Origin of the sequence: Neisseria sp. DTU_2021_1001991_1_SI_NGA_ILE_055, assembly GCF_032342915.1 — a bacterium.
In the GTDB taxonomy this organism is placed as follows: Bacteria; Pseudomonadota; Gammaproteobacteria; order Burkholderiales; family Neisseriaceae; genus Neisseria.
This window is the reverse complement of record NZ_CP135440.1, coordinates 1,013,646-1,027,511: the sequence shown is the minus strand read 5'-3', so window position 1 is coordinate 1,027,511 and position 13,866 is coordinate 1,013,646. Positions and strand designations below refer to the sequence as shown.

The window sequence follows — 13,866 nt, the reverse complement described above, 5'->3', positions numbered from 1 at the left end:
ATTATGATGATACATCCCCAGTTTGATCCGGTGCTGATCAGCATCGGCCCGCTTGCCATCCGCTGGTATGCCTTGAGCTATATTGTCGGTTTTATCCTGTTTACGATTTTGGGCCGCCGCCGTATCGCGCAGGGCAATTCTGTGTTTACCAAAGAAACACTCGACGATTTCCTGACTTGGGGTATCTTGGGCGTCATCTTGGGCGGGCGTATCGGCTACGTTTTGTTTTATAAATTTTCCGACTATTTGGCCAACCCGTTGGATATTTTCAAAGTGTGGGAAGGCGGCATGTCGTTTCACGGCGGCTTCTTGGGTGTGGTCGTTGCCATGTGGCTGTTTGGCCGCAAGCACAACATCAGTATCTTGAAATTGATGGATACCGTTGCGCCGCTCGTACCGCTGGGCTTGGCTTCCGGCCGTATCGGCAACTTTATCAACGGCGAACTTTGGGGACGCGTGACCGAACTCAATGCTTTCTGGGCAATGGGTTTCCCGCAAGCGCGTTACGAAGATGCGGAAGCCGCGGCGCATAATCCTTTGTGGGCAGAATGGCTGCAACAATACGGCATGCTGCCGCGCCATCCGTCTCAACTTTACCAGTTTGCCCTTGAAGGCATTTGCCTGTTTGTCATTGTTTGGATTTTCTCGAAAAAACCACGTCCGGCCGGACAAACGGCAGCATTGTTCTTGGGCGGTTACGGATTGTTCCGCTTTATCGCTGAATTTGCCCGTCAGCCTGACGACTATCTCGGCCTATTGACTTTGGGCTTGTCCATGGGTCAATGGTTGAGCGTGCCGATGATTGTATTGGGTGTGATTGGTTTCGTTTGGTTTGGCCGTAAAAACAGTGTTGCCAAAGCGTAAATAAAACAAGAAATAAAGGCCGTCTGAAAAGGTTTTCAGACGGCCTTTTAATGTCTTCAAGAGGATGGATTTTAGGCTTAACCGAAAAAGCCCATTTTAACTTGAATGAGTTTTTCCAACTCCGGCAGGACGCGGCGGCGTGAAACGAAGAAGATAATGTGGTCGCCGTCTTGGAGGATGGTTTCGGTGTGGTGTCCCATAATGACCTCGCCGGTTGCGCCGCGGACGATGGCGGCGATGTAGCAGTCGCTTGGCCATTTGATGCCGCTGATGCGGCGGCCGACGATGGCGGAAGTGTTTTTGTCGCCATGTACCACCACTTCGATGGCTTCGGCCGTGCCGCGGCGCAGAGGGTGGACGGCAACGATGTCGCCGCGGCGGATGTGGGCGAGGATGGAGCCGATGGTGATCAGATGAGGGGAAACGACGATATCGATTTTGTTGCCTTCGAGCAAATCGACGTAACTTGAGCGGTTGACAATGGTAATTACTCGTTTGGCACCAAGGTTTTTCGCCAACAGGCTGGACATGATGTTGTTTTCGTCGTCGTTGGTCAGCGCGCAGAAGACGTCGATTTCGTCGATGTATTCTTCGTCCAGTAGGGTTTCGTCGGTGGCGGAACCTTGCAGGACGAGGGTGTTGTCCAGATTTTCGGCCAGCCATTCGGCACGGTGGGGTTTGTATTCGATAATTTTGATGTCGTATTTGGATTCGAGCTGCTTGGCGAGGCGGTAGCCGATGTTGCCGCCGCCGGCGATCATGATGCGGCGGGTACGCGCTTCTTTCGGACGCAATTCGCGCATGATGGCTTCCACGCTGTTGATGTCGGCGGCAAACAGGACTTCATCGCCTTCGATGATGACGGTTTGCGGGGTGGGGACGATCAGGCGGTTGTTGCGGTAGATGGCGCAGATTTGGCAGTCCACGCCTTCGAGCAGGTGTTGGTTGATGTCGGCAATTTCACGGCCGATCAGCAAACCGCCTTTGCGTGCTTGAACAATCACCATGCGCACTTTATCGTTGGCAAAACTGAGTACCTGCAATGAGCTGGTGTAGTTGAGCAGGCCGACAAGTTGTTCGGTAACCAGTTGTTCGGGGCTGATGGTTTCGGTAATGCCGAAGATGTTGAGGCTGCCTTCTTCGGGGTTGTCGCTGCCGTCAACCGGGTATTCGAGGTATTCGCTTGAGCGCACGCGTGCGATGCGGCTGGGGATGTTGAATAGGTCGGCGGCGATTTTGGAGGCGACAATGTTGGTTTCGTCGCTGCGTGTCAGGGCAAGCAGGAGGTCGGAGTCCGCCGCGCCTGCCTGTTCGAGGGTAAAGGGCGATGCGCCGTTGCCGACGATGGTTTGGACATCGAGACGGCTGCTGATGCGGTTGAGTGCTTTTTCGTCGATGTCGATGATGGTAACGTCGTTGCTGGGAACGGAGGCGAGGTTTTGGGCGACGGTCGAGCCGACTTGGCCGCTGCCGAGAATGAGTATTTTCACGGTAATCGAGTGTGTTCGGTAAAAATGAAATTGTAACAAAAGGCCGTCTGAAATTGGAGTTTCAGACGGCCTGATTTTTCAATCGGCTAAAGGATTACCAATAGCCCAAGGCTTTCCACCATAAGATGCCGACAGTGCTGAAAATCAGGATTTCGACCACGCTCATGATGAAGCCGGCTTTCCACCATTCGGTCATGTTGACGTAGTTTGAGCCGTAAATGACAGGTGCAGAACCGGTGGCGTAGTGGGTCAGCGACATCATGATGCCGGTAGCGGCTGCCATAATCAGGGCAAACAGCATCGGTGGTGCGCCCAAGGCCAAGCCTGCGCCGTAGAATGCGCCGAACATGGCGGTAACGTGTGCCGTACCGCTGGCGAAAACGTAGTGGGCGTAGAGGTAGGCCAGCATCAACAGGGCGCAACCGGCTTCCCAACCCAAGCCCATGTGGGCGATGCCGCTTTGCATGGAGTCGGACAACCAGCTGATGAGGCCCAGTTTGTTGAGGAAGTTTGCCATCATCACCAAGGCCGCGAACCAGACGATGGTGTCCCACGCGCTTTTTTCTTTCAGCGCGTCGTCCCAAGTCAGTACGCCGGTCAACAGGCACAGGCTCAAGCCGAGGAAGGTGGTGGCGGTAGCGTCCACTTTCACGCCGAACAGCATTTCAGGAATACCCGCCCACAACAGCAGCAGAACTAAGAAAATACCCAGCATGATTTTTTCTTCACGCTTCATCGGTCCCATGGCAGCCAAATGCTCTTTTGCCAATGCAGTGGCGTTAGGGGTTTGTTTGATTTCAGGCGGATACAGGAAATACAGCACCAGCGGCATCAGCAGCATAGCAATCAGGCCGGGTACGACCATTGCCAAGAACCAAGTACCCCAAGAGAGTTGGATTTGCGAATTGGTGGCTTTGGCAACCAATTCGACCACCAGCGGATTAGGTGCGGTGGCGGTGATAAAAATCAGACAGGTAATCACATTGGAGTGGAAATTGACCAGTGAAAGGTATTTACCGATTTTGCCTTCCGTCCCTTTTTCTGGGTCGGAGTCGAAGCTCAGTGCGATGGACTTCATAATCGGATGCACGATGGCACCGCCGCGCGCGGTATTACTCGGCGTTACCGGACCGATGACCAAGTCGGCCAGCGCCAGGCTGTAACCAACGCCCAGCGTGCGTTTGCCGAAGAGGGAAATCAAGAGGTAGCCAATACGCATACCCAAGCCGGTTTTCAACAGGCCGCGCGAGATGATGATGGCGATACCGATCATCCAGATGAGCGAGTTGTTGAGGCTGCTCAAAGCGTCTTTGGTTGCATCGGCAGCTTTTTCGTTGGTCACGCCGGTCAGTGCAACCAAGGTAATGCCCAAAATCGCCATTGCGCCGATGGGCATGGCTTTGCCGATGATGCCGGCGATGATGCCGACGAACAATGCCAAAAGATGCCATGCGTCAGGCGATACGCCTTGGGGAACGGGGATAACGAACCAGATAAGCAGCGTCAGCACAAGTGCGACCGCAGCAGGAATTGGCTTGAAGCCCATATTGAATCTCCTAATTTGAGGATTAAAGAATTGGGAAATCAGTTTTCAGACGGCCTGAGTATTGCTTAAGGCCGTCTGAACGTATTTTGGTAGGTTCGGAAGGTATTTTTCTTAATGGGTTTCTTTTCTATCTTGGAAAGAAGAGAAAGGGGGGCGGGTATCGTTTTTCAGACGGCCTTTACAGCAACAGGCCGTCTGAAAACAATACCGATTTACTCCTGTTCTGCCGGCAGGCCGTACTCTTCGGGGAAGGTGCGCAGCGAGCTTTGCAGCACGGTTACTGCGCCGTCAATCAAACCGCAACGGCCGCTTCGGGGCAGCAGTTGGCACAGGCTTTGCAAGGCGCGCAGGTCGTCTGAAGTGCCGATGCCGGTGTCCACGCGGTTGAGCAGGCGGGAAAGTTGGAACGTGCCGCCTTTGCACGGCGGACATTGTCCGCATGAGTTGGCAGCAAAAAACTCCACATATTCAGATACTTTACGCACCACACTCGTGCCTTCGGAAATCACAATCATCGCACCCGTACCGAGGCTGGATTTGCGTTCGCGCACGGAAACGAAGTCCAATGGCACATCCAAATCTTTGGCAGTCAGAAGCGTGTTTGACGGGCCGCCTGTGAAGACGGCTTTAAACGTGCGGCCTTCAAGCATACCGCCGCCGTGATCGAAAATCAGTGATTTCAGCGTTGTACCCATCGGCAGCTCGTACAGGCCCGGGTTCAATACGTCGCCGGAGAGCGAGTAGAGTTTCGTACCTGCGGCATCACCCAAACCCAGTGATTTGTACCATTCCGCGCCTTTGGCAAGGATTTGCGGAATATTGGCGAAGGTTTCGGTGTTGTTGATTAGGGTCGGTTCACCGTTGACACCGCTTTCGGCTGGGAAAGGCGGCTTGCGGCGCGGGAACGGGAAACCGCCTTCCAACCATGAAATGACAGCGGTTTCTTCGCCGCCGATATAACGGCCCGAAGTTTCAACCAGCTGCAAATCCAAAGGTTTGCCCAAGTAGTTTTCAATGCGGATAAACAAATCGCTGTTTTTCCATTGCTCGATGGCCGGTGTGATGGAAGCGATGGATTCGGTTTGATGCGGATTGATGTACAAAATCGCTTTGTTGGCGCGGCAGGCAACAGCGGCAATCAGGACGCCTTCGATGACTTGGTGCGGTGTTTTTGCCAGCAAAACGCGGTCTTTGAATGTACCCGGTTCGTCTTCGTTGGCATTGCAGACGACGTATTTGTCGCCATTTTTGCTTTGGGCGGCAACGGCAGCCTCCCATTTGCGCCAGGTCGGGAAACCTGCGCCGCCCATACCGCAAAGATTGGCTTCTTGCAGTTTGGAAACAATGCTTTGAGGATCGGCAAGCGCCGCCAACAGGCCTTCGCCGCCGCCAACTTTACGCCATGCGGCTAAATCTGCGCCGACTTGGCGGGAAGGGTGCAGTAAGTTTTGATTGGCTTGATTCATGATTGTTGCTCCTGCAAACCGGCGTGTTCGCGCAAATCGAATTTGCCGTAGTCGGGATATAAAACGGGGGCTTTGATGTCGCTGGTCAGACCGGCGCGGGTCATTTCGCGTTGCAGGTCGTGGACGTGGCCGACACCGCCGCGTACTTTTTTCAGCGGCAGGCCGCAATTTGCCGCGGCTTTACCGGCACGGCGGCCGAAGCTGATGATGTCCAGAAGTGCGTTGCCCATCAGACGGTTGCGACCGTGGATGCCGCCGGTTACTTCGCCGGCACAATAGAGGCCTTCCACGCAAGTCGCGCCGTCGCCGTTGATTTCGACGCCGCCGTTTTGATAGTGCAGGGTCGGATGAATCATCATCGGCTCAACAGCAGGGTCGATGCCACATTTGTGGGCGACGTGGCCGAGTGTTACCAAACGGTTCAATACATCGGGGTCGTTGGCAATCAGGCGCGGGGTATCGAGGAATACACCGACTTGACCGTCGCGCACCACGCCGCGGCCTTCGCGACATTCGCGCAGAATCGCGGCGGCAACGACGTCGCGCGGCTGCAATTCGTCAACAAAACGCTCGCCCAAGCCGTTGACCAGCTTGGTGCCAGCGGAGCGCACAGCTTCGGAAATCAGCGCACCTGCCAAGTGTGGCGGATGGGCGACACCGGTCGGGTGGTATTGGAAGGAATCGACATCGCGCAGTTTCGCGCCGATGCGGTATGCCATCACCAGGCCGTCTGCAGTCGCGCCATAGTGGTTGGATGTGGCGAAACCTTGCAGGTGCAGACGTCCGCTGCCGCCGGTTGCCAAGACCACGGCTTTGGCGTGAACCAATACCAAAGAGCGTTTTTCCAAATCGTACAAAATCGCGCCGACGCAGCGGCCGTGTTCGTCTGATAATAATTCGATGGTGGGGTGGCGGTTGAGCTGAGTGATGTTTTCGTCGAGTTCGACCGCCTCGCGCAGGACGCGCATCATTTCGAGGCCGGTAAAGTCGCGGTAGCTCAAAATACGCGGTACGGTTGTACCGCCTGCGCGTTTGCGGCTCAACATGCCGTTGCTGTCCGCGCCTTTGGCAAGGTCAAAAGTCATGCCCAAGCCGATCAGCCAGCGGATGGCTGACGGCGCGTCGGTAACCATTTGTGCCACCAATTCTTTTTTGCCTGCGTTGTGGCCGCCTTTGATGGTGTCGTCAAAGTGTTGCTGCAGGCTGTCTTCCGCACCGACTGCCGCCTGAATGCCGCCTTCGGCCATCACGGTATTGCTGTCACCGATACGCAGCTTGTTTGCCATAATCACGCGCGCGCCTGCCTCGGTCGCGGATAACGCTGCTGCCGCACCTGCGCCGCCGCCGCCGATTACCAAGACGTCAGTGTTCAAGTGTTCTGCACCCGACAAATCATAGTCGTCAATCAGAGGCTGACTGATTAAGAGTTTGGCCAAATCAGGGTGGCAGTAATCGCCTTGGTTCGGGCCGATAGGCAGTTTCACACGCGCATCGGCCTGATAGTCAGGGTGAAATTGGCTCAGCAATTCGTTTTTTTCAGGTAAATCGCCACGCAGTTCCAATGAGGATGCACGCAGATTGGCAAGGGCGGTTTCGTAGTCTATGCCTTGGATTTTGTTAGCCATCACACTGACTCCTCTTCAAATTCGACTTTCATTTTGCCACTGTCGATTTCGCGCAGGCGGCGCATCAAATCCACTGGGCGCAACGTACGCGCCGCTTTCATACGGCGGGCGAACAGGCCTAAGTGGTTCGGACGGATGTGTTCTGGGCAGGAGAGGGTGCAGAGGTTGCACATCACGCATTGGTCGAAGGTCAGCGCAGCCGCGCCAAAATCGCCGGAAACTACCTGCGCTACGCCGTTTTCCACTTGCAAACCTTTAGGACAGGCGCGGTTGCAGCCGCCGCAATGACGGCAGTTTTGCGCTTCGGGGAAGGCTTTGGCGGTATCGTCCAACCAGTTCCAGCCGTCGCCAATCTCGCTCACGTCGTAATATTGGATATGCTCAGGAATAAAGTAGTCCAAGAAGCTGACCTGCATGCCTTCCTCGACTTTGGTCTCGCATGCCAGTGCAGTGGTTACTTCGCGCTCGCCTTCTTTACGAATCATGCAGCGGCAGGAACCGCATACGCCTTGACCCATGCAGCCGACGTTGGCAGTAATCGCATTGCCCGAACGTGCATAGGCTTGGATGATTGACGAATCGGCGGAAGCTTTGACTTCGTGGCCGTCTATGGTCAGGGTTAACAAATTTTCACTCATGATTTGTTCCTGTGAAATTGGAAGTTGGAATAGTGGATAATTTGGTTAATTGTATTTTTATTACATTTATTGCGTATGAGGAAATATCCAAGTGATTTACTCGGAAATTCTTTTAAAATCAATGTTTATCTATATAAGGCGAAGTGTATCAGAATTTGTTGAATTTGATGATAGGGAGGAATTGGCATTGCTTAAGGAGAAGATTGTAAACAAAATATGCCTATTATTTAGACAAATTAATTATTTATATTTGATTTTAAAGGTAAAAGAAAATTACCTTTTCAGTATATTTGCAAAAATAATCTAATATTTGCTAGTAGAAATCATTATTATATCTTAAGGTTTAATATATAACTTATTGTATATATTAGATAATATTAATTTTGTAAACAAACGAAAAGGCTGTTATAAAATTTCAGAAAATTAAATAAGTTTGACATCCGTCAAGAAGGTTGAGGGAGAGAATGACATAAATTTTACAATTGTGTATCGTATTAAAAAATAAAATGGCCGTCTGAAATGGAGATAGTTCTCTTTTAAATACAGGCTACTAAATTTTTTACTCAGATGTGTAGGGCAAATATTTCAGACGGCCTGGCAATAAGGTTATCATTTAATAATAATGTAGTTTTATTTCTATGTAAGTGAATGGCCAGTAGATATGGGTTATCAATAACCAAGTGATTTAATATGTTATTAAATTCTAATTAAATCAATAAGGTACGAAAATGATATTGTCTAGATTATTCATTTGAAAGCACTATTACGCTATTGAAGGCCGTCTGAAAAATCGGTCTCTTAAAAAATAAACAAACCCTTCCTACCATGACTCCCGAAAAGGAACACAATCATGACCGTCATCAAGCAAGAAGACTTTATTCAAAGTATTTTCGACGCTTTCCAATTTATCAGCTACTACCATCCTAAAGACTACATTCAGGCTTTGTACAAGGCTTACCAAAAAGAAGAGAACCCTGCCGCCAAAGATGCAATGGCGCAGATTTTGGTCAATAGCCGTATGTGTGCCGAAGGCCATCGTCCGATTTGTCAGGATACCGGTATTGCGACCGTATTTTTGAAAGTGGGCATGGATGTACAGTGGGATGCCGAGATGAGCGTACAGGAAATGGTTAACGAAGGCGTACGCCGCGCATATACCTATCCTGACAACAAACTGCGCGCCTCCGTATTGGCCGACCCGGCAGGCAAACGTCAAAATACCAAAGACAACACCCCTGCCGTTGTACATATGGAAATCGTGAAAGGCGACAAAGTCGAGGTTACTTGCGCGGCTAAAGGCGGCGGTTCTGAAAACAAAACCAAAGTGGCCATGCTCAACCCATCAGACAGTATCGTGGACTGGGTATTGAAAACCGTTCCTCAAATGGGTGCTGGCTGGTGTCCTCCGGGTATTTTGGGTATCGGCATCGGCGGTACGCCTGAAAAAGCAGTGTTGATGGCTAAAGAGAGCCTGATGAGTCACATCGATATTCAGGAGCTCAAAGAAAAAGCCGATTCCGGTGCAGAATTGTCTACCACCGAAGCCCTGCGCTTGGAACTCTACAAAAAAGTAAATGCCTTGGGCATCGGCGCACAAGGTTTGGGCGGTTTGAGCACCGTGCTGGATGTCAAAATCCTTGACTACCCAACCCACGCGGCTTCCAAACCGATTGCCATGATTCCAAACTGTGCGGCTACCCGCCACATCGAATTTGAATTGGACGGCTCAGGCCCGGCCAAACTGGAAGCCCCGTCTTTGGAAGACTGGCCGGATTTGACTTACAGCCCTGACAACGGCAAACGTGTCGATGTCAACAATCTGACCAAAGAAGAAGTAGCCACATGGAAAACCGGCGACGTATTGTTGCTGAACGGTAAAATCCTGACCGGCCGTGATGCCGCGCACAAACGTCTAGTTGACATGCTCAACAAAGGCGAAGAGTTGCCGGTGGATTTCACCAACAAACTGATTTACTACGTCGGCCCGGTTGATCCAGTCCGTGACGAAGTTGTTGGCCCGGCCGGTCCGACTACTTCCACCCGTATGGATAAATTTACCCGCCAAATGCTGGAACAAACCGGCCTCTTGGGTATGATCGGTAAATCCGAACGCGGCGCAGCAACCTGCCAAGCCATTGCCGATAACAAAGCCGTTTACCTGATGGCTGTCGGCGGCGCGGCATATCTGGTGGCCAAAGCCATTAAAGCATCTAAAGTTTTGGCGTTCCCAGAATTGGGTATGGAAGCGATTTACGAATTTGAAGTCAAAGACATGCCGGTTACTGTTGCAGTGGATAGCAACGGTGAATCGGTTCACGCCATTGCACCAAAACAATGGCAGGCCAAAATCGGTATTATCCCGGTTGAAGCTTGATATTTGACTGAATAATCAAAGGCCGTCTGAACGATTTCAGATGGCCTTTTTTGCGTATAAATAATTCAAATATTTTCAAACGAGTAAATTTCCCTTCCTAAAAAACACTTGTCAAAATCAGTATTTGAAACTAAAATTCACAACTTATCAAGTCGGAGTGTGGCGCAGTCTGGTAGCGCACTTGCATGGGGTGCAAGGGGTCGAAGGTTCGAATCCTTTCACTCCGACCAAAAGATTTTAAGGACTTAACCTGTTTTTCCGGTTAAGTCCTTTTTGTTTTTACTCGTGGAGTAAACAAAAAATTGGCTAGTATTGGTTATTGTTAGATACAGTTAGAAACATTTAACCATCTTTTAAGATTTATTGTTGCTTTCTATAACTGTTTTATCTAATTAATCTCCTTAACATCAGAATGCTCAATATATCAAGATATTCAATACCTTTTCTGTATTCAAGCTACATTTTTTCTAAACAATTTAAAAACTTTTGCTGTTTTACTGTGTAAATGAGACCTTTACAAAATTCCCCAAAATCCCCTAAATTCCCATCAAGACATTTAGGGGATTTTCCATGACCACCTTCTTCCAACAAACCGCACAAGCCATGATCTCCAAACACATCGACCGCTTCCCACTATTGAAGTTAGATCAGGTGATTGATTGGCAGCCGATCGAACAATACCTGAATCGTCAAAAAAACCGTTACCTTAGAGACCACCGCGTCCCCTATTGTCCATGTTCAAAGCCGTCCTGCTCGGACAATGGCACAGCCTCTCCGATCCCGAACTAGAACACAGCCTCATTACCCGCATCGACTTCAACCTGTTTTGCCACTGAGCATCCCCGATTACAGCACCTTATACCGCTACCGCAACTGGCTGGCGCAAGACGACACCCTGTCCGAATTGCTCAAACTGATTAACCGACAATTGACCGAAAAAGGCCTAAAAGTAGAGAAAGCATCCGCCGCCGTCATTGATGCCACCATTATTCAGACCGCCGGCAGCAAACAGCGTCAGGCCATAGAAGTCGACGAGGAAGGACAAGTCAGCGCCCAAACCACACCGAGTAAGGACAAAGATGCCCGTTGGACAAAGAAAAACGGTCTCTACAAACTTGGTTACAAACAACATACCCGTACCGATGAGGAAGGCTATATCGAGAAACTGCACATCACCCCCGCCAATGTCCATGAGTGCAACCATCTTTCCCCTTTGTTGGAGGGTATTGCCGAAGGCACGACCGTCTATGCCGATAAAGGCTATGACAGTGAGGAAAACCGGCAACATCTGGAAGAGCATCGGTTACAGGACGGCATTATGCGCAAAGCCTACCGCAACCGTCCGCTGACGGAAGCGCAAACCAAACGTAACCGATATTTGTCGAAGACCCGTTATGTGGTCGAACAAAGCTTCGGTACGCTGCACCGTAAATTCCGCTATGCGCGGGCAGCCTATTTCGGACTGATTAAAGTGAGTGCACAAAGCCATCTGAAGACGATGTGTTTAAACCTGTTGAAAGCGGCTAACAGGCTAAGTGCGCCTGTTGCTGCCTAAAAGGCGGCCCGGATGCCTGATTATCGGGTATCCAGGGAGGATTAAGGGGGTATTTGAGTAGAATCAGTGGGTACTTGGAACGAAAACAGCCGAAAACCTGTGTTTGGATTTCGGCTGTCGTGGGAAGGGCTTTTTTGCAAAGGTCTCGGCCTTGGCCAATTTATTGGGCAAAGCGGATCAGGCTGTCGGCAAGCTTATCGGCTGCAGTTTCATAGCCTTGTGCAGAAAAGTGAACGCCGTCTTTGGCTGCCAAGCCTTGCGCCATCCAGTTTTTCATGCTGCATGCCCCGCCCATCGCATCCTGCCAAGACCAGAACATGATTTTTTCATCACGGGCGATGCGTTGCTGCATTTGTTGTACTTCGCTGAGCAATACAGGGCGGTTGCCGCAGCTGCCGTAGGCGGTTTTCAAAGATTCCGGCGCGCCGAGGATCAGGATGCCTGCGTTGGGCAGGGTGTTTTTGATTTGACGGATATAGTTGCGCCATGTCCGCTCGGTAGAGGAAATATCGAGGTTGCCGGAAAAGGCTTCGTTGGTACCGTAGGCAAGAATGATTAAATCGGCTTTGGTTTGTGCCAAATCTTCCCACATGCCCGGCCGCCATTTTGACCATTGGGACAATTGCGCGCCGTTGATGCCCATGGCGGAAACGGTTACGCCGCGTCCGGGGCGTTCGATATTAATGAAACCGATTTGCCAAGGCATGCTGCTGCTGAGGGTCATCGGTAGGGAGGCATTGGTATGCAACAGTTGCCAGCCGTTTTGTTTGGCCGGGATTTCGCGGCCGTTAACGATCAGGGTTTGCTCGGACCAAACCGGTTTGCCGAAGATGGAGATTTGTTGCATGTCCATGCTGCCGTCGGCTGCGCTTAAGGTAACGCTGCCACCGTCGGCGCGTGCTTCAATGCCGCCGAAAGAGAAATCGCTGTGTGATTTGCGGCTGCTGATGGTGTTCCAACCGCTGCCGCTGTAACGGACGGTTGCCATGCGCTGGCCTTTGACGGTGTTGGGGTAAACCCAACCGATGCCGCCGTTGCCCCATTGTTGTTGCAAACGGCGGCGCAGGCGGTCGGTGAAATAGTCGCCGGCGGTGTGTGAGTCGCCGACTTGGATAATGCGGAATTTGCCGTCTGAAGTATTGTTGAGCTGTTGCAGTTTGTTCAGCCAGGCAGGGCGGTTGGAGCCGTAGTTGCTTAACAGGCCGTCATCGGCGGCACAGGCGGCCATAGGGAGTGCAAGAAGCGTGAGGAGTAAGGTTTTATTAAATTTCATGGTTGTGTATCGTGTGTAAAATTAATTTTTTCCATAATTTTTTCGGCCAATAGTTTTTGGCCTTCTGCGGAAAAGTGAATGCCGTCCTTGCTGCGGTAACGGATGATTTTTCCATCTACTTTGACAGAGTCGGCATATTCTTCTGCGCCATTGCTCAACAGTTTGTCGGTCGGCAGCCAGATGGCTTGAGGCGACACCGTATCCGACAGAATTTTGTCGAGGTAGCGCATCTGTTCGTTGAGCTTGGCTTTTTTCATGTAAGGAATGCCCAGCCAAATGACTTGGACATCATGTGTGGAGGCTGCATCAAGAATACGGCGGACGCGGCTGAGGTATTCTGCTTCCCATTCAGGGGAGGCGAACTTCAGGTATTTTTTACCCATTGGGAAATCCCAAGGGTCGTTAGGGCCTAAGAATACAACCAAAACGCGGATGTCGGGTTCTTTTTGCAAAGTTTGTTCGATGGTTTTCGGCCAATCGAAGAAGTTGGGGTAGGACAAGCCGGTGCTTTGTTTGCTGAGGTTGACCGATTGTACGCCATATTCTTGCTTGAGGTGTTTTTGTACGAAAGGTGCAACGCCCTGCATCAGTGAGTCGCCGGCAAAGAAAACTTTGTTGCCTTTTTTCAATATAACCTGTGTTGCCGACTGATCAGCCTGATTGTTTGGCTCGCTGGCGGCGGCATCCGTATTGTTAGCCGCATCAGAAGCGGCAGTCTCTTTTTGATTGTCCGATGTCTCAATGTTTTCCGTATTTTCAGACGGCCCTGTTGTTTCAATGCCAGAATCTTCCGAAGCTAAAGCGTCTTCTGCTTCCAGCGAGGCTTTCAGGCCGTCTGAAAATTCGTAGGCTTTTTGTTGCCAATCCGCACCGATACGCCACCAAGCGTATTCGGATAAAGGCTCAAGCGGACTGTTCTCATGATAGGTCTGCTGCCAATAGGCATTGATGGAGTTTTGGGCAAACCACGTCAACGCAACCGCACTGAGCAGAATAGAAACAAACAGGGAGATAAAGCGTTTCATGTTCTGCTCC

Annotated in this window: 9 protein-coding genes, 1 tRNA gene and 1 pseudogene; 4 read left to right on the top strand and 7 right to left on the bottom strand. The window is 51.1% G+C overall.

Annotated elements, in window-relative coordinates; genetic code table 11:
• Positions 1-3 precede the first annotated feature (3 nt).
• Complete coding sequence (gene lgt / locus RRV97_RS04800) at positions 4-864, top strand: prolipoprotein diacylglyceryl transferase (protein WP_003746206.1); 861 nt, start codon at positions 4-6, stop codon at positions 862-864.
• A 77-nt stretch (positions 865-941) separates the two neighbouring features.
• Here the strand turns inward: lgt and trkA are convergent, their stop codons facing one another.
• From trkA to RRV97_RS04775, 5 genes are all read right to left on the bottom strand, one after another.
• On the bottom strand, positions 942-2,354 hold the full coding sequence (gene trkA, locus RRV97_RS04795; protein WP_003746208.1) for a Trk system potassium transporter TrkA: 1,413 nt from the start codon (positions 2,352-2,354) through the stop codon (positions 942-944).
• A 94-nt stretch (positions 2,355-2,448) separates the two neighbouring features.
• Positions 2,449-3,900 (bottom strand): DASS family sodium-coupled anion symporter, encoded by a 1,452-nt coding sequence (locus tag RRV97_RS04790; protein WP_036491426.1) that lies wholly within the window; start codon positions 3,898-3,900, stop codon positions 2,449-2,451.
• A 212-nt stretch (positions 3,901-4,112) separates the two neighbouring features.
• Positions 4,113-5,366 carry an NADH-quinone oxidoreductase subunit F gene (locus tag RRV97_RS04785; RefSeq protein WP_036491428.1) on the bottom strand — a complete coding sequence of 418 codons (1,254 nt, stop codon included), beginning with the start codon at positions 5,364-5,366 and terminating at the stop codon, positions 4,113-4,115.
• A complete protein-coding gene (locus tag RRV97_RS04780; RefSeq protein WP_315612131.1) occupies positions 5,363-6,991 on the bottom strand; it encodes an FAD-binding protein in 1,629 nt (542 codons plus the stop codon). Before RRV97_RS04780 ends, RRV97_RS04785 begins: the two co-directional genes overlap by 4 nt.
• The gene (locus tag RRV97_RS04775; RefSeq protein ID WP_063068720.1) at positions 6,991-7,629 is read right to left on the bottom strand and encodes a 2Fe-2S iron-sulfur cluster-binding protein; all 639 of its coding nucleotides are present in this window, start codon (positions 7,627-7,629) and stop codon (positions 6,991-6,993) included. The genes RRV97_RS04780 and RRV97_RS04775 overlap by 1 nt, the downstream gene beginning before the upstream one ends.
• Before the next feature lie 850 nt (positions 7,630-8,479).
• Between RRV97_RS04775 and RRV97_RS04770 the strand changes: the two genes are divergently transcribed.
• The 3 genes and pseudogenes from RRV97_RS04770 to RRV97_RS04760 all read left to right on the top strand — a co-directional run bounded on the left by RRV97_RS04770 (position 8,480) and on the right by RRV97_RS04760 (position 11,558).
• Positions 8,480-10,003, top strand: coding sequence for a fumarate hydratase (locus RRV97_RS04770; protein WP_049323434.1), 1,524 nt, complete (start codon positions 8,480-8,482; stop codon positions 10,001-10,003).
• Between the two features lie 153 nt (positions 10,004-10,156).
• A tRNA-Pro gene (locus RRV97_RS04765) sits at positions 10,157-10,233 on the top strand.
• A 340-nt stretch (positions 10,234-10,573) separates the two neighbouring features.
• Positions 10,574-11,558: pseudogene (locus tag RRV97_RS04760) on the top strand (IS5 family transposase).
• 160 nt (positions 11,559-11,718) lie between these two features.
• Here the strand turns inward: RRV97_RS04760 and RRV97_RS04755 are convergent.
• Entirely contained in the window at positions 11,719-12,831 is a 1,113-nt protein-coding gene (locus RRV97_RS04755) for an SGNH/GDSL hydrolase family protein (RefSeq protein ID WP_410505881.1), read from the bottom strand.
• The gene (gene patB / locus RRV97_RS04750) at positions 12,828-13,856 is read right to left on the bottom strand and encodes a peptidoglycan O-acetyltransferase PatB (protein ID WP_315612130.1); all 1,029 of its coding nucleotides are present in this window, start codon (positions 13,854-13,856) and stop codon (positions 12,828-12,830) included. The genes RRV97_RS04755 and patB overlap by 4 nt, the downstream gene beginning before the upstream one ends.
• Positions 13,857-13,866: the final 10 nt, after the last annotated feature.